Origin of the sequence: Streptomyces sp. NPDC007905, assembly GCF_042959345.1 — a bacterium.
GTDB lineage: Bacteria > Actinomycetota > Actinomycetes > Streptomycetales > Streptomycetaceae > Streptomyces.
This window is the reverse complement of the sequence record NZ_JBIBKS010000011.1, coordinates 120,538-136,141: the sequence shown is the minus strand read 5'-3', so window position 1 is coordinate 136,141 and position 15,604 is coordinate 120,538. Positions and strand designations below refer to the sequence as shown.

Sequence of the window (15,604 nt, the reverse complement as noted above, 5' to 3'; positions counted from 1 at the left end):
CCCGTGCCGGTCCGGCGGCCCTCCCAACTTCCCACGTTAAGGAGGTGGTTGGCCGGGTACGCGATCAGTGGGACCCCGGCGTCCGGAAGGGCCGAGATGGCTGTCCGAGGCGGCAGTTGCACCCTGCGCAGGCGACAACTCGCCCCAGATGGCACAATCTGTGCATGGAACACGACGGCCAACTCGAGCTCTATACGGCGGTCGCGGTCCAGCTGAAGGAAGCGCACGCAAGAGTGCGCGCACTGCAAGTCCCGGAGGGCGTACGGATGGCGCTGACCCGGAAGCTGCTGGTCATTACGGCCGCGGCCAAGCACGATCTCGCCGGTGCGGCAAGGCGGCTCGAGCGGTTCATCAAGGACCTCGACGAGGGTCGGATCCCCGAAGAGGACCGCTGAACAGTCCGAGTCAACCGAGTCCGTTGCGGCACAAGGGTGATAAGCCCGTTTCGTGTTTGATTTGCGGTATATATCTGCCTAACGTGCGAAAAAGCTTGAACACTTTCGTTCTGGCGATGTCTCCGAAGGGGAAGACGTGAACAAGGCGCAGCTCGTAGAAGCGATTGCCGAGAAGGTGGGTGGCCGCCAGCAGGCCGCTGAGGCTGTCGATCATGTCCTGGACGCCATCGTCCGCGCGGTCGTCGCGGGCGAGCGGGTCTCGGTCACCGGCTTCGGGTCCTTCGAGAAGGTGGACCGCCCCGCCCGTTACGCCCGGAACCCCCAGACCGGCGAGCGGGTTCGGGTCAAGAAGACCTCCGTGCCGCGCTTCCGTGCAGGTCAGGGCTTCAAGGACCTGGTGAGCGGGTCGAAGAAGCTCCCGCGCGGTGGTGAGGTCTCGGTCAAGAAGGCGCCCAAGGGCAGCCTGACCGGCGGTGCTTCCGCGACGGTCAAGAAGGCCGCCGCGAAGAAGACCACCAAGGCCGCCGCGAAGAAGACCACCGCGAGGAAGGCGGCGCCGGCGAAGAAGACCACGGCCGCCGCGAAGAAGACCACGGCGAAGAAGGCGGCCGCCAAGAAGACCACGGCGACCGCCAAGACCGCCGCCGCGAAGAAGACCACCGCCAAGAAGGCGACGGCCAAGAAGGCCCCGGCGAAGAAGGTCACCGCGAAGAAGGCCCCGGCCAAGAAGTCGACGGCCCGCAAGACCACCGCCAAGAAGGCCACCGCCCGCAAGGCGACGTCATAAGGTCGCCAGGGCATTCACGCGCCGGGCCGGACTCCTCAGGGAGCCCGGCCCGCGGCGTTTTCCGGGGAACGTCAGAGTGTCTGCAGGGTCACCAGGGTGATCCGCAGGCCGTCCCCGGCACCCTCCGTCTCGATCCGCACCCGCTGCCCGGGCCGCAGCAGCCGCAGCCCGCCCGCGTCGAACGCCGCCGTGTCGAAGGGCACCGGGGTGCCGTCGTCGAGCAGTACCTGCCCGCTGCGGGTCTCGGGGTCGTACGTGTACGAGGTCGCCTGCATGACGGCCAGCGTAGTGCCTCCCGCGGTTCGGGGTAGGGCCGCGGGCCGTCCGCCGACCGCGGGCCCGTCGTGCTGGCCGCCCAGTTCCCCGCACCCCCCGGGGGCTTCGGTGCCGTCGGCCCGGTGCTGCCGCCGCCGCTGGGGGTCAGGCGTTTCGACCTCCGCCCGGCCCGGAACCGGGAAGCCCGGTGTCCGCCTCAGGATCCCGGAATCAGCAACCCCGCCGACACCGCCGCCGTGAACGGTCCGACCCCCAGCGCCAGGGCCGCGCGCAGATCGTCGCCGGTGTCCACGTCCTGCCGTACCGAATCGACGCCAGTGAGCCGGAGTTCCGTCGCGCCACGGGCGCGGTGCCGGGCGCGGGAATCGGCGCCGAACGCCGGGTGCAATTCCTGGTCCGGGGCCGCGGCCAGCAGGGTGGTGCCCAGTGCGGCCGCGTCCGCGAGAAAGGCGCGCGGGAATTCGGCGGCCGCGTCCAGTACCCGGGACAATTCCAGCGGGCGCAGGGCCGGAAGATCGGCGTTCAGGGCCGCGACTGCGGCGCGGGGGCGTCTTTCCCGCACGGCACCCGCGCCGTGCCCGAGAGCGGCGTTCAGGCCGCTTCCCGGAGCGTCGGGGACGATCCGGGCGCCCAGGGCCGCCAGTTCCCGGCCGGCCAGGGTGTCGTCCGTGACGACCGACACATCCGCGACCGACTGACAGGCCAGCGCCGCCGCCACCGTGTCCTGCGCGAACGCGAGGGCCAGACCCGGGCGCACCCCGTCGGCGGCGGTGTCCGAGAGCCTGCTCTTGGCCCGCGCCAGAGGCTTCAGGGGGATGACCAAGCTCCACTGCACCGGCGTACCGCCCCTCTCTTGTCGCGCTCATTGTCACCCGGGGGGTCCGGCACCGCTGGGATCGGGGAGGTGTGCGAAGCTCCCAGCGAGGGCGGTGGCGGGTGACGGGCGGGCGTACGGTGTTCTCGACAGACCGGCCGTCCGGGGCGACACTTGTGCGGCCCCCGGGCCCGGAGCAAGTCCTAGAGGAAGGTGTCCGCGTGTCCCGCCGCAGAATCGGGTTCTGGTACCGCTTCGCAGCGGTCCTGTGCAAACCGCCGCTGGTGGTTCTGATCAAGCGGGACTGGCGTGGAATGGAGCACATTCCGGCCGACGGTGGATTTATCACCGCGGTGAACCACAATTCTCACGTGGACCCCTTCGCTTACGCGCACTATCAGTACAACACCGGACGGGTTCCGCGATTCCTGGCAAAGAGCGGACTTTTCAAGAAGGGATTCGTCGGTGCCGCGATGCGCGGCACCGGGCAGATCCCGGTCTACCGCGAGAGCACGGACGCGCTCAGCGCCTTCCGTGCCGCGATCGACGCCGTGGAGCGCGGCGAGTGTGTCGCCTTCTACCCCGAGGGCACCCTCACCCGCGACCCGAACGGCTGGCCCATGACCGCCAAGACCGGCGCGGCCCGGGTCGCCCTGCAGACCAAGTGCCCGGTCATCCCGGTCGCCCAGTGGGGATGCAACGAACTGCTGCCGCCCTACGCCAAGAAGCCCCACCTCTTCCCGCGCAAGACCCACCACGTCCTCGCGGGCCCGCCCGTGGACCTCTCCCGCTTCTACGACAAGGAGATGACCACCGACCTCCTGAGGGAGGCCACCGAGGTCATCATGGCGGCCGTCACCCGCCAGCTGGAGGAGATCCGCGGCGAGAAGGCGCCCGAGACGCCCTACGACCCGCGCCGTGAGCGGATCCAGCAGCGCCGCAAGACCCGTGCGCAGACCGCGCAGGGCCCCTCCCAGCCGGGCAGGGCGGCCGCGCGGGCCGGGGCGGAGGCCGCGCTCACCGGGGCGGAGGCCGCGCCGGCCGGCAGGGAAGTCGCGCGCAGCGGCACGGAGGAGGAGAGCGGCAAGTGAGCAAGCCTGTCCGGGCGGCCGTCATGGGCACCGGCTCGTGGGGCACCGCCTTCGGCATGGTCCTCGCCGACGCGGGCTGCGAGGTCACCCTGTGGGCCCGCCGCCCCGGGCTCGCCGAGGCGGTCAACTCCACGCGGACCAACCCCGACTACCTGCCCGGCGTCGAACTCCCGGAGAACCTGCGCGCCACCTCCGACGCGGCCGGGGCCCTCGCGGACGCGGACTTCACCGTCCTCGCGATCCCTTCGCAGACCCTGCGCGCCAACCTCGCCGAGTGGACGCCGCTGCTCGCACCCGGCACCGTGCTCGTCTCCCTGATGAAGGGGGTCGAACTCGGCTCCACCATGCGCATGAGCGAGGTGATCGACGACGTCGCCAAGGTCGGCGCCGACCGCATCGCCGTCGTCACCGGACCCAACCTGGCCCGGGAGATCGCCGCCCGCATGCCCGCCGCCGCCGTGGTGGCCTGCACCGACGAGCAGGTCGCCCAGCGGCTCCAGGCCGCCTGTCACACCCCTTACTTCCGGCCGTACACCAACACCGACGTGGTCGGCTGCGAACTCGGCGGCGCGGTCAAGAACGTCATCGGCCTCGCGGTCGGCATCGCCGACGGCATGGGCCTCGGCGACAACGCCAAGGGCTCGCTCATCACCCGGGGGCTGGCCGAGACCACCCGGCTCGGCATGGCCCTGGGCGCCGACCCGCTGACCTTCTCCGGACTCGCCGGACTCGGCGACCTGGTCGCCACCTGCTCCTCGCCGCTGTCCCGCAACCACACCTTCGGCACCAACCTCGGCAAGGGCATGACCCTGGAGGAGACCATCGCGGTCACCAAGCAGACCGCCGAGGGCGTCAAGTCCTGCGAGTCCGTGGCGGATCTGGCCCGTCGGCACGGAGTCGAGATGCCGATCACCGAGACGGTCGTGGACATCGTGCACGAGGGCAAGCCGCCGGTCGTCGCCCTCAAGGAGCTGATGTCGCGCAGCGCGAAACCCGAGCGACGCTGAGCGACCCCCCTGCGTCGACGCTGTCTTGGGGCCCTACCACCGGGTACTCTCGACGCGATATGAGCACCGAGAACCTCCCCCAGAGCCCCGAGCAGCCGTCCCGCAAGCCGCGCGTGGCCGTCGTGTTCGGCGGGCGCAGCTCCGAACACGGGATCTCCGTGGTCACCGCCGGCGCCGTCCTCAAGGCCATCGACCGGGCGAAGTACGACGTCCTGCCGATCGGCATCACCCGGGACGGCCGTTGGGCCCTGACGGCCGACGAGCCGGAGCGGATGGCCATCACCGACCGCCGCGTACCCGCCGTCGAGGAGCTGGCGGAGTCCGCCGAGGGCGGCGTGGTGCTCCCCGTCGACCCGGCCAACCGCGAGGTCGTCTACACCGAGCCCGGCTCCGTGCCCAAGGCCCTCGGCGAAGTCGACGTGGTCTTTCCGGTGCTGCACGGCCCGTACGGCGAGGACGGCACTCTCCAGGGTCTGCTGGAGCTGTCCGGGGTGCCGTATGTGGGCTCGGGCGTGCTCGCCTCGGCCGTCGGCCAGGACAAGGAGTACATGAAGCGGGTGTTCACCTCCTTCGGGCTCAAGGTCGGCCCGTACGTGGTGATCCGGCCGCGCGAGTGGCAGCAGGACCAGTCCGCCGCCCGCAGGAAGATCATCGACTTCGCCGGCGAGCACGGCTGGCCGCTGTTCGTGAAGCCCGCGCGCGCGGGTTCGTCGATCGGCATCACCAAGGTCGACGACCTGTCGGGCCTGGACGAGGCGATCGCCGAGGCTCAGTCGCACGACCCGAAGATCCTGATCGAGGCGGCCGTACGGGGCCGCGAGATCGAGTGCGGCGTCCTGGAGTTCGAGGACGGTCCGCGTGCCTCCGTCCCGGCCGAGATCCCGCCGCCTGAGGCGCACGCGTACTACGACTTCGAGGCCAAGTACATCGACTCCACGCCCGGCATCGTCCCGGCCCCGCTGACCGACGAGGAGACCGCCGAGGTGCGGCGGCTCGCGGTGGAGGCCTTCGAGGCGGCTTCCTGCGAGGGCCTGGTCCGTGCGGACTTCTTCCTCACCGAGGACGGCGAGTTCGTGATCAACGAGATCAACACCTTGCCCGGCTTCACGCCGATCTCGATGTACCCGCAGATGTGGCAGGCCTCCGGCATCGGCTACCCGGAGCTGATCGACCGCCTGGTGCAGGCGGCGCTGCGCCGCTCGACCGGGCTTCGCTGAGCAGGCTCATCTCATGGAGGCGATCCCCTTGGGGATCGCCTTCTTCACTGCTCCCGCGAGGTCCGTGAGGACCGCGGTGCCCTCGTCCTGTGCGGGCATCCCCTTGGGCAGGCTCACCTGCACATAGGCCACGCGGTTGGCGGTGGTGAACCGCCAGGTGCCGTCACCGTGCTTCTCCATCAGCCAGTCGACGCCGTCCACCTCGCCCGCCACGGCGTCGGGGTCCCCGCCCTCGGCCACCTTCGGATCGACCATCTTCGGCGGCCGTACGACACCGCAGCGCAGTATGATCGCCGGGCTTCCCCAGCCCGCCGTGTAGGCGGACCGGGGCTCGGGGTCGTCGCGGTCCCGCCCGTCCAGCTTCTCGGGCAGCACCCGGTGCAGATCCCGGCACACCGTCGCCGTCCTCGCGTCGGGGCTGGGAACCGCCACCTTGGCGCTGTCGTCTGCTGAGGAGCAGCCCGCGACCGCGATCAGCAGCGCGGGCGCGAGCAGGCCGAAGGGCCGGTGACGGAAGATGTTCACCGGCCAAGGGTAGACGGGGGCTACAGATGCACGACCGGACAGGTCAGGGTGCGGGTGATGCCGTCCACTTGCTGGACCTTGGCGACCACCATGCGTCCCAGGTCGTCGACCGTGTCGGCCTGGGCGCGCACGATGACGTCGTACGGTCCCGTCACGTCCTCGGCCTGGAGCACTCCAGGGATCTTGCTGATCGTCTCGGCGACGGTCGACGCCTTGCCGACCTCCGTCTGGATCAGGATGTACGCCTGTACCACGGAACCTCCAGGGCGGCCACGAGGATCATGTGGGGAAAAGGAACGCCACGGTATCGCGTTGCCGCTCCCCGCGGGGAGACCTGCGGGAACCGGGCTTGCGCGCCAGGGTGCAGGCACGACAGAAGTTGACGGTCACTTCGACCGTATCGGGGACACTGATGACGCGCGACCGGGCACGGACCGGCACAGAAGGGGCTTGAGGCAATGAAGGGCACAGTGGGTGAGCTAGGTGAGTTCGGGCTCATCAGGGAGCTGACCTCCCGTCTCACCACCACCCCGGTGGTCCGGGTCGGCCCCGGTGACGACGCCGCGGTGGTCGCCGCGCCCGACCGCCGGGTGGTGGCGAGCACCGACATCCTGCTGGAGGGGCGGCACTTCCGCCGCGACTGGTCCACGGCCTACGACGTCGGGCGCAAGGCGGCGGCGCAGAACCTCGCGGACATCGCCGCAATGGGCGCCGTACCGACCGCGCTGCTGCTCGGCCTGGTCGTCCCGGCCGAGCTCCCGGTCACCTGGCCCAGCGAGCTGATGGACGGCCTGCGCGACGAGTGCCAGGTAGCGGGCGCCTCCGTGGTCGGCGGGGACGTCGTACGCGGGGACACGATCATGGTGTCGATCACCGCGCTCGGTGATCTGCGCAACCAGGAGCCGGTGACCCGCGGGGGCGCGCAGCCCGGCGACCTGGTGGCCGTCACGGGCTGGCTCGGCTGGTCCGCGGCCGGCTTCGCGGTGCTCTCCCGCGGCTTCCGCTCCCCGCGGGCGTTCGTGGAGGCCCACCGGCGCCCCGAACCGCCGTACCACGCGGGCCCGGCCGCGGCCGCGCTCGGCGCGACTGCGATGTGCGACGTGAGCGACGGCCTGATCGCAGACCTGGGGCACATCGCCGAGGCCAGCAAGGTCCGCATCGACATCCGTTCCGGCGCGATCGACATCCCCTCGCAGATGAACGACATCGGGCAGGCCGTCGGCGTCGACCCGCTGCAGTGGGTGCTGACCGGGGGAGAGGACCACGCGATCGTGGCGACCTTCCCGCAGGACACCAAGCTGCCGGCCCGCTGGAAGGTCATCGGTGAGGTCCTCAACCCCTCGGCACTGCCCCAGGTGACCGTCGACGGGGCCCCCTGGACCAGCAAGGGCGGCTGGGACCACTTCGGGGACATCGAGTCATGATCCCCCGGGTGCTCACGGTGGCGGGCTCGGACTCCGGCGGCGGGGCGGGCATCCAGGCCGACCTGAAGACGATGCTGGCGCTCGGCGTGCACGGGACGAGCGTGATCACGGCTGTGACCGCGCAGAACTCCGTGGGGGTGCAGGGGGCCTGGGAACTGCCGGTGGAGGCCGTACGGGCCCAGTACCGCAGCGTGGTCGACGACATCGGCGTCCAGGCCGTGAAGACCGGCATGCTGGCCTCGGCCGAACTGGTCGAGGCGGTCGCCGAGTTGATCTCCGGCACGGCCGCACCCGCCGTGGTGGACCCGGTGGGCGTCTCCAAGCACGGCGACCCGCTGCTGGCCGCCTCCGCGCTGGACTCGGTCCGTACGAAACTGCTGCCGGTGGCGGCCGTGGCCACGCCCAACCTGGACGAGGTGGCCCAACTCACCGGCGTCCGGGTCGAGTCCGAAGGTGATCTTCGGCGAGCCGCCGCGGCCGTGCTGGAGTACGGGCCGCGCTGGGCGCTGATCAAGGGCGGCCATCTGGACGGGGACCAGGCGGTGGACCTGCTCACCGACGGCTCCGAGGAGCACTGGCTGCGGGCCCCCCGCCACGACAACCGGCACACCCACGGCACCGGCTGCACGCTCGCCTCCGCGGTCGCGTCGGGGCTGGCGAAGGGGCTGGCCGTGCCGGAGGCCGTCAGGGAGGCCAAGGAGTACGTCACGGGGGCGATCGCGGCCGGGTTCGCACTGGGGGCGGGCATCGGGCCGGTGGATCACGGCTGGCGCTTCCGGGCGTGAGCCGCCGGGGTACGGCAAAAAGCCGGCCCACCCGGAGGTGGACCGGCTTCAAGCAGCGAACCAGCAGTGGCCGCGCGCGATGGGGTTCCCCCCTGCTCGTAAAGAGCCTGGGGGATGTGCGTCAGCGCGAGACCTTGCCGGCCTTGATGCACGAGGTGCAAGCGTTCACGCGCTTCGGCGTCCCGCCGACCACGGTACGCACACGCTGGATGTTCGGGTTCCAGCGGCGGGACGTACGGCGGTGCGAGTGCGAGATGTTGTTGCCGAAGCCCGGCCCCTTGCCGCAGACGTCGCAGTTGGCAGCCACGGGTCACTCCAAAGACTTCAGATGCACTTACGGTTGATCCCGGCATGCCGGGATCAAGGTCCTGAGACCAGAGATCTTGAGTGGCGCTGCCAGGGGAATGGCCCGATCAGGATCGGGCAACCGGAGCAGCATACAACGACTGCGTCCGTACAACGAAACTACCATGGCAGCTCAGGGGCCTGCTCCCGGCCCTCTTCCGGAGGACACCGCTCCGGGGTCTACGCTGCCTCCCACGTCCAAGCAGCTCAGGGAGGCGCAGGTGGCGCAGGTGCCGCAGACACTCGATGCTCTCGCGGTGCGCACCTGGTGTGGTCTGGCGCTGCGGGCACTGGGGCGGGCCCGCGAGGAGATCGACGCGATCAACGTCTATCCCGTGGCCGACGGCGACACCGGGACGAATCTCTACCTGACCCTGGAATCGGCGGCGACCGCCGTGGAGGCCGTGTTCGACGGGTACGGCACGGGCGCGCGGGAGCCCTCCCTCGCGGACGCCGTGCGCGCGATGGCCCACGGGGCCCTCATCGGCGCCCGGGGCAACTCCGGGACGATCCTCGCCCAGCTGCTGCGGGGCATGGCCCAGGTACTGGCCGAAGGGGCGCCCGGCGACGCCTCTCACACCGGCGGCGCGGGGCTGCGGCTGGCCCTGCGGCACGCCGCCGACTCCGCCCGCGAGGCCGTGGCCCACCCGGTCGAGGGCACGGTGCTGACGGTCGCGTCCGCCGCGGCGGACGCCGCCGAGGGAGCCGAGGGCGACTGCGGATCGGTGGCACGGGCCGCCTACGAGGGGGCCAGGGCGGCCCTGGCGGCGACTCCGGGACAGCTGGCCGTGCTGAAGCGGGCCGGGGTGGTCGACGCGGGCGGCAGCGGACTCGTGGTGGTGCTGGGGGCACTGGTGGAGGCCTTCACGGGGGAGGCGGTGCGGGAGACCCCGAGGACACCGGAAGCCGTCTTCGCAGCCGTGTCCGACGCGCACGCGCGCATGGAGGCCGCGTCTGACGCCCGCGCGCGCGTGGAGGCCGTTTCCGACGCGCACGCGCGCGTGGAGCCCGCTTCCGAGGCGGGCCTGTGCGCCGAGGGCGCCGAGGCCGACGGCCCCGCCTACGAGGTGATCTACCTCCTGGAGGCCGGCGACGAGGCCGTGGCCCGGCTGCGCGAGCGGCTCGACGCCCTCGGCGACTCCCTCGTCGTGGTCGGCGGCGACGGGCTGTGGAACGTCCACGTGCACGTCGATGACGCCGGCGCCGCCGTGGAGGCGGGCATCGAGGCGGGGCGCCCCTACCGGATCCGGATCACCCACTTCGGGCTCGGTGACGTGCACACCGGCGGCGAGCGGCCGCCGCGCGAGCGCGCGCAGCGCGCCGTCGTCGCCGTCGTGCCCGGCGAGGGCCTGGCCGGGCTGTACACCGACGCCGGTGCGACCGCCGTCCTCGCGCGCCCGGGGGAGCCACCCGCCAGCGGGGAACTGGTACAGGCCGTACGGCGCGCCCACGCGCGCGAGGTCGTGCTGCTGCCCAACGACGCCGAGCTGCGCCACACGGCCGCCGCGGCGGCCGAGCAGGCCCGCACCGAAGGCATACGGGTGGCGCTGATCCCGACCCGCTCGGCGGTCCAGGGCATCGCCGCGCTCGCCGTGCACGCGCCGGAGCGCCGGTTCGACGAGGACGTCGTCCAGATGACCTCGGCGGCGGGCGCCACCCGGTACGCCGAGGTCGTCGTCGCCGAACGCCAGTCCTGGACGACGGCCGGCATCTGCCAGGCCGGGGACGTCCTGGGCCTGATCGACGGGGACGTGGCCGTGATCGGCCCGGACGTCACCGCCACCGCCGAGACCCTCCTGGACCGCATGCTCCAGGCCGGCGGCGAACTGGTCACCCTGGTCGTCGGCGACGAGGCGCCCGAGAACGTCGCCGGCCACCTGGAGGCACGCGTGCGCGAGTCCTACCTCGCGGTGGACACGGTGGTGTACCGGGGCGGCCGGCAGGGGGCGCTGCTGCTCATCGGCGTGGAGTGAACCGGCTCCGGGTCATTGCCCGGTCCGGTCCAGCCGGAGCATCCGCTCCGCCTCCGCTCGTCGCGCCCGCACGGTCTCGTCCGTCCCGTCGGCACCCTCGTAGGCCGCGAGCACGCCACGCGCGCGTGCCGCCGCCCTAGCGGGACGGCCGAGGCCGGCCTCCAGCCGGCCCGCGGCGAGTTCGGCGCCGGTACGGCCGTGCAGCCCCTCCGCACCGAGCGTGCCGAAGAGCTCGGCCGCGCGGTCCATCTGGATCAGCGCGGCCTCGAACGCGCCCTGGACCACCTGGTCGTCGTACTCGGAGTAGTCGGGCTCCTCGGGCTCCTCGGGCTCCTCGGGCTCCTCGGGCTCCTCGGGCTCCTCGGGCTCCTCGGCCGCCGAGCGGGCCAGCAGGTCGCCGAACTGGCGGTGCGTGCTGCCCAGTTCGGTGACGAGCTGGCCCCTGGCCACCGGGTCCGCCGCGGCCCGCAGCGCACCCTCGCAGGCGCCCACCGCGTCCGCCATCAGCTCCCGCGCGCCCTCCGCCCCGGCCTCCCCGCGCAGCGCGAGCCAGGCGCGGGCGCGCAGTGAGCGGACGAGGAAGTGCGGGTTGCCCAGGACCCGCCACAGCTCGCCCGCACGCGCGTAGGCCAGGTCCGCCTCCTCGAGCAGGCCCGCGTTGCTCAGGGACTCGGCGGCGAGGTGGGCGAGCGTCGCGTGGTCCTGCTGCTCGGGCCAGTGCCGGGCGATCTCGGCGGCCTGCAGCCGGTGTTCGGCGGCCGCCCGGTGCTCACCCAGCTCGCTCAGGCAGTCCCCGAGCCACCACTGCGCCTGTACGACCGCCCCGTCGCCGTGCGTCTGGGCGGACAGGTCGGGCAGCGCCGACTCCAGCACCTCGGCGGCCTCCGCGTGCCGCCCCTGGCGCAGCAGCGAGCCGCCCAGCTGGTGCCGCGCCCAGGCGCCCAGCGTGGCGCTCTCGCCCGCCTCGTCGGCCCAGTGCGCGGCCTCCAGCGCGTGCTCCGCGGCCTCGCCGGCCTCGCCCCGGCCGCCGGCCACCTCGGCGAGCTGGAGATGCAGCTGGGCCCGACCGATCGGCTCCACGTACGGCCCGCCGTGCTCCAGGGCGGCCCGCAGTGCCCGCTCGGCCTCGGCCAGGTCGCCGAGCTGGTGAGCCAGCGCCGCGACCCGGACCTCGTACTCCACCGCGAACCACGGCAGCCCGGCGCCCACGTACTCGGCGGCGGCCCGCCGGAACAGCTGGGCCGCCCGCCCGGCCTCCCCGGACCGTTCGGCCAGCTCGGCGAGCATCCCCCGCGCCTCGGCGGCCCGCGCTGCCAGCCGCACGTCGTCGCCCGCGCGCCCGTCGACGAGGGCCAGCACCTCACGCACGGCCCGCTCGGCATCCGCGAGATCACCACGAGCACGCGCCGTCGCCGCGCCCGCGTTCACGCCCCCCTCGCCCTCACCCGGTACCGTGTTCGGTATTTCCGGTATTTCCGGGGTTCCTTCCTGCACCCGCCGCATGAGGATCCGTGCCCGGCTCATCACCACCGACGCCGTCTGCCGTACTCCGGTGGACTCCTCGGCGTACAGCGCGAGTGCCTCGTCGTACAGCCCGGTGACCGTCGTCAGCGCCGCGTCCACGTCTCCCGTCAGCGCGCGTACGTACGCTCCACGCGCGCGTGCCGCCAGTGCCTCCCCGGGGTCGCCCGCCTCCGCGTACAGCGCTGCGGCCCGCTCGAACAGGGCGATGCCCTCGGGGCCGCGCGCCATCGCCTCGTGGTCGGCGATCTCCGCGCGGTCGCGCGGGTCCAGTTCGACGCCCTCGGCGGCCCGTGCGACCGCCGCCCAGGCCTCCAGGGCATGCGGTCGCAGGGTGTCCGCCTGCCGGCGCGCCTCGGTGAGCAGGGTGGACAGGTCCGGCTGCTCGGCAGCCTCCGGTGCCGGGGGCGTGACCGCCGGCGCCGGCGCGGAACGCACCGTACGGACGCCCAGCGGCAGCCGCTCCACCAGGGGAGGCCGGGCCATGCGCGCGCGGACGCGGTCGCCGATGTGCGACGTGCCGTTGCGCCGGTCGAACCGCTCGGCCAGTTCCAGGGCCTCCGCGCGCGCGTGGACGCCCAGTTCCCGCGCCGTCCACGACCGCCCCGCAGGCCCCGGCACCTGCCGTTCGCCGAGACCCAGCCCGGTCAGCCGCTCCATCAGCAGCGCCACCACGGCCATGAAGTCCAGCCGGCTGCGCGGATGCCCGGTGTCCGTGAAGTACGACGGCCGCTCGGCGAGCAGCTCCAGACCGCGCGCCTCGTTCCCGGTCAGTGCGCAGAACTCGACGTGGTCCGCGTAGGCGCCCCGCATGCTCTCCATCGGGCGCACGAGGCGGAAACCGCGCAGATGGTGAGCGCGGGCCTCGTCCAGGCGCCCCAGGCGCAGCAGCGGGGCCAGCGAGGAGGCGAGGACCGTGTGCGGTTCGTGGGCGCAGCTGTACTCGCCCTCCAGCACCGGCCGCCACAGCCGCAGGGCCTCCTCGTCCCGGCCGCGTTCGGCCTGCCAGGTGCCCTGCCCGTGCAGCTCGCAGGCGTGGCAGTCGGCCATCCGGTCCCGGTCCGCGGCCAGCCACGCGGCATACGCCCGCTCGGCCCGCTCCAGGTCCCCGACATGTGCGGCCACACTGAACTCCGCGCTGCGCACGGCGCGTTCGGAATGTCCCGCGAGCCGGTAGCGGTGCTCCATCTCGCCGAGCCACTTCTCGACCGAGGCGAGCGGGATGTGCGGCTGGTCCAGCATGCCCGCCGACACCCACTTGAAGACCCAGTGCAGCGTGTGCGCCTCGTACTCGTCGAAGTCCGCCGGCCGCTCGTCCCACATGCGCAGCAGCCGCGCGAACGGGACGAACATCCGGTCCTTCTCGGAGCTGTAGTTGTAGACCTTCAGCTGGTGCCCGAGCGCCTCGATCACGGCGAGCGGGATGTTCAGCTTCTCGGCCTCGGCGAGCAGCTGCTCCGCGCGCGCGTTACGTGCGGGACCCTCCGGCTCCTCGGAGTTCTCCGCCATCGCCCGGCGCAGCGCGTCGAAGTCCGTGATCTCAGCCATCAGCGACCGTTCTCCCCGTGTGTGGCCCACTCCAGGAGGCCGATGAACGCCCGGTTGAGCAGCGCCGAGTCGGCCGGCCTGAGCGGCCGCTGCGCCATCAGCAGCGCCTGCCCGTACAGCGACTCGGTCGCCGTGCCGATCAGCTCCGGGTCCTTGAGTGAACTGATCCTGCGGATCAGCGGGTTGAGATGGTTGAGGACAAGACGCGCGCGCGGGGCGCTGCCGCGCAGCGAGCCCAGGATGCCCGCCCACAGGTCGTCGGCCTGCTCCTCGGCCTCGGCCCGCGCCTGCTCGTGCCGTGCGGCCCGGTCGTCCAGGTGCAGCGCGGGCACCGACAGCGGATGGAAGGCGCGCAGGACGACGTCACAGCCCAGCGGGTCGAGTTTCGCGCGCGCGGCCGCGAGGAAGCCGGACAGCGCCAGTTCCTCCGTCGCGTCGACGGCGTCCAGGTGCGCGGTCACGGTGTCCGCGTCCAGCTCGGCGACCACCGTCCCCGGCCGCACCGACGGCAGCGCCTCGACCAGCTCGCTGTCGTAGGTGTAGCCGCCGTTCACCACCCCGACGCCCTGCGCCGAGGCGATCGGCGCGACCTGCCGGTACTCCTCGACCGTCCGCGTGAAGTGCACCACCGGGTGCCGCTGCGCGAACTCCTCCAGGGACAGCTGCCCGTCGGTCGTCTCGAACGGCAGCCACGGCAGCATGGTGCGCAGCATGTCGCTGTCGTGCCGGGCCAGGGACTTCACCCCCAGGTGGTGCACGGCGAGGAACGCGGCCAGCCGTTGCGGATCGCCGGCCGCGAGCCCCGTCAGCCAGGACCGGATCCTTTCGCCGAGCGCCTCCCGTACGGCCGCGAGGGTCTCGTCCTCGTACAGCGACTCCCGCGAGGCCGTGGGCCGCAGGCTGTCGGTGTCCAGGACGCAGCGCACGAAGAACGCCCAGTCGGGCAGCAGCTGTTCGGCCCGCTCGGTCAGCAGCATGCCCTTCAGGTGCACCCGGTGCGTGGCCCGCTGCGCCGGGCTGACCGCCGTCGGCAGCACGTGGGCCACCCCGCGGACACCGGCCAGCGGCACGTCCAGGTCGATCGAGTCCAGCGGGGTGAAACCGAACAGCTCGTGGCAGTGCCGGGCCAGGGCCACCCTGCGCGTGGCGGGGCTCGGATAGGTCCGGTCCCACGGCGCCGGCAGGTCCGTGACCGCCTCCTCGCCCACCCGGACGTCGTACGGGAGCAGCGAGCCGAAGTCCCGGGCCAGGGTGAGGACCCGCTCGGGCGACAGCCACTCGGCCGCGCCCGCCCGGGCCACCAGATGCACGGTGGTGCCCGGCTCGGGCCGCGCCTCGTCCGGCAGTGTCCGCACGGTGTAGGAGCCGTCGTCGCTCGCCGACCACTCCACGGGCGGCGCCCCGGGCGTACGGGCGCTGCGGCTGACCACCCGGATCCGCTCGGCGACCACGAAGCAGGCCAGCAGGCCGATGCCGAACTGGCCGAGGAAGTCGGACCGGGCCTCCTGCAGGCCCTCCGCCCGCTTGGAACTGCGGCCGATGGTCGCCAGCAGGCTGTGGACGTCCGACTCGGTGAGCCCGACGCCGCTGTCCTCCACCCGCAGGGACCCGTCCGCCGCGTGGAGCCGCACGCGCGCGGGCGCCCCGGGCTCCTCGGCCCGCCGGGCGGTGATGGCGTCCACCGCGTTCTGCAGCAGTTCGCGCAGGTAGACCTTGGGGCTGGAGTAGAGGTGATGGGAGAGCAGGTCCACCAGACCACGCAGGTCGACCTGGAACGTATGAGGTGACTGGGATGCCTGGGATGACTGTGAGGTCTGGGAGTCCATCGTCGCAGCGCCGGTGGGGGGAGCGTGCCTTCGGCGCGGGGTCGGGCGGTCCCGGGTGGGGCGGTGACCG

At 72.6% G+C, this 15,604-nt stretch carries 15 protein-coding genes; 8 read left to right on the top strand and 7 right to left on the bottom strand.

The window, feature by feature from the left end:
* Nucleotides 1-164: 164 nt before the first annotated feature.
* Both ACFZDC_RS21015 and ACFZDC_RS21010 read left to right on the top strand, forming a co-directional pair.
* Nucleotides 165-395 carry a hypothetical protein gene (locus ACFZDC_RS21015; protein WP_391325868.1) on the top strand — a complete coding sequence of 77 codons (231 nt, stop codon included), beginning with the start codon at nt 165-167 and terminating at the stop codon, nt 393-395.
* Nucleotides 396-531: 136 nt separating this feature from the next.
* Nucleotides 532-1,182, top strand: a complete 651-nt coding sequence (locus ACFZDC_RS21010) for an HU family DNA-binding protein (protein ID WP_391325866.1) — start codon at nt 532-534, stop codon at nt 1,180-1,182.
* Nucleotides 1,183-1,253: 71 nt separating this feature from the next.
* On the opposite strand, the gene ACFZDC_RS21005 is transcribed toward ACFZDC_RS21010, so the two are convergent.
* Both ACFZDC_RS21005 and cofC read right to left on the bottom strand, forming a co-directional pair.
* Nucleotides 1,254-1,457 carry a hypothetical protein gene (locus ACFZDC_RS21005; RefSeq protein WP_391325864.1) on the bottom strand — a complete coding sequence of 68 codons (204 nt, stop codon included), beginning with the start codon at nt 1,455-1,457 and terminating at the stop codon, nt 1,254-1,256.
* 197 nt (nt 1,458-1,654) lie between these two features.
* The gene (gene cofC / locus ACFZDC_RS21000; RefSeq protein ID WP_391325862.1) at nt 1,655-2,293 is read right to left on the bottom strand and encodes a 2-phospho-L-lactate guanylyltransferase; all 639 of its coding nucleotides are present in this window, start codon (nt 2,291-2,293) and stop codon (nt 1,655-1,657) included.
* A gap of 200 nt (nt 2,294-2,493) precedes the next feature.
* On the opposite strand from cofC, the gene ACFZDC_RS20995 reads away from it, so the two are divergent.
* Genes ACFZDC_RS20995 through ACFZDC_RS20985 form a run of 3 tightly spaced genes read left to right on the top strand, consistent with a single transcriptional unit; the run spans nt 2,494 to nt 5,587 of the window.
* Complete coding sequence (locus ACFZDC_RS20995; RefSeq protein WP_391325860.1) at nt 2,494-3,363, top strand: 1-acyl-sn-glycerol-3-phosphate acyltransferase; 870 nt, start codon at nt 2,494-2,496, stop codon at nt 3,361-3,363.
* Nucleotides 3,360-4,370 carry an NAD(P)H-dependent glycerol-3-phosphate dehydrogenase gene (locus tag ACFZDC_RS20990; RefSeq protein WP_391325858.1) on the top strand — a complete coding sequence of 337 codons (1,011 nt, stop codon included), beginning with the start codon at nt 3,360-3,362 and terminating at the stop codon, nt 4,368-4,370. The genes ACFZDC_RS20995 and ACFZDC_RS20990 overlap by 4 nt, the downstream gene beginning before the upstream one ends.
* A 59-nt stretch (nt 4,371-4,429) precedes the next feature.
* A complete protein-coding gene (locus ACFZDC_RS20985) occupies nt 4,430-5,587 on the top strand; it encodes a D-alanine--D-alanine ligase (protein WP_391325856.1) in 1,158 nt (385 codons plus the stop codon).
* Nucleotides 5,588-5,593: 6 nt separating this feature from the next.
* Here the strand turns inward: ACFZDC_RS20985 and ACFZDC_RS20980 are convergent, their stop codons facing one another.
* Together ACFZDC_RS20980 and ACFZDC_RS20975 are read right to left on the bottom strand one after the other, a co-directional pair.
* Nucleotides 5,594-6,112, bottom strand: coding sequence for a DUF3515 family protein (locus ACFZDC_RS20980; protein ID WP_391325854.1), 519 nt, complete (start codon nt 6,110-6,112; stop codon nt 5,594-5,596).
* Between the two features lie 20 nt (nt 6,113-6,132).
* Nucleotides 6,133-6,366, bottom strand: coding sequence for an Lrp/AsnC family transcriptional regulator (locus tag ACFZDC_RS20975; protein ID WP_003993216.1), 234 nt, complete (start codon nt 6,364-6,366; stop codon nt 6,133-6,135).
* A 204-nt stretch (nt 6,367-6,570) separates the two neighbouring features.
* Here ACFZDC_RS20975 and ACFZDC_RS20970 point away from each other — a divergent pair, with 204 nt between their 5' ends.
* Together ACFZDC_RS20970 and thiD are read left to right on the top strand one after the other, a co-directional pair.
* A complete protein-coding gene (locus ACFZDC_RS20970; RefSeq protein ID WP_391325852.1) occupies nt 6,571-7,536 on the top strand; it encodes a thiamine-phosphate kinase in 966 nt (321 codons plus the stop codon).
* On the top strand, nt 7,533-8,321 hold the full coding sequence (gene thiD, locus ACFZDC_RS20965) for a bifunctional hydroxymethylpyrimidine kinase/phosphomethylpyrimidine kinase (RefSeq protein ID WP_391325850.1): 789 nt from the start codon (nt 7,533-7,535) through the stop codon (nt 8,319-8,321). The genes ACFZDC_RS20970 and thiD overlap by 4 nt, the downstream gene beginning before the upstream one ends.
* 121 nt (nt 8,322-8,442) lie before the next feature.
* On the opposite strand, the gene rpmB is transcribed toward thiD, so the two are convergent.
* A complete protein-coding gene (gene rpmB / locus ACFZDC_RS20960; RefSeq protein WP_003993230.1) occupies nt 8,443-8,628 on the bottom strand; it encodes a 50S ribosomal protein L28 in 186 nt (61 codons plus the stop codon).
* Nucleotides 8,629-8,887: 259 nt separating this feature from the next.
* Between rpmB and ACFZDC_RS20955 the strand changes: the two genes are divergently transcribed.
* Nucleotides 8,888-10,639: a DAK2 domain-containing protein gene (locus ACFZDC_RS20955; RefSeq protein ID WP_391325848.1), complete on the top strand. Its 1,752-nt coding sequence runs from the start codon at nt 8,888-8,890 to the stop codon at nt 10,637-10,639.
* Nucleotides 10,640-10,651: 12 nt separating this feature from the next.
* Here the strand turns inward: ACFZDC_RS20955 and ACFZDC_RS20950 are convergent, their stop codons facing one another.
* Together ACFZDC_RS20950 and ACFZDC_RS20945 are read right to left on the bottom strand one after the other, a co-directional pair.
* Nucleotides 10,652-13,708: a tetratricopeptide repeat protein gene (locus ACFZDC_RS20950; RefSeq protein WP_391325846.1), complete on the bottom strand. Its 3,057-nt coding sequence runs from the start codon at nt 13,706-13,708 to the stop codon at nt 10,652-10,654.
* Nucleotides 13,708-15,534, bottom strand: coding sequence for an HSP90 family protein (locus tag ACFZDC_RS20945; RefSeq protein ID WP_391325844.1), 1,827 nt, complete (start codon nt 15,532-15,534; stop codon nt 13,708-13,710). Before ACFZDC_RS20945 ends, ACFZDC_RS20950 begins: the two co-directional genes overlap by 1 nt.
* Nucleotides 15,535-15,604 lie beyond the last annotated feature (70 nt).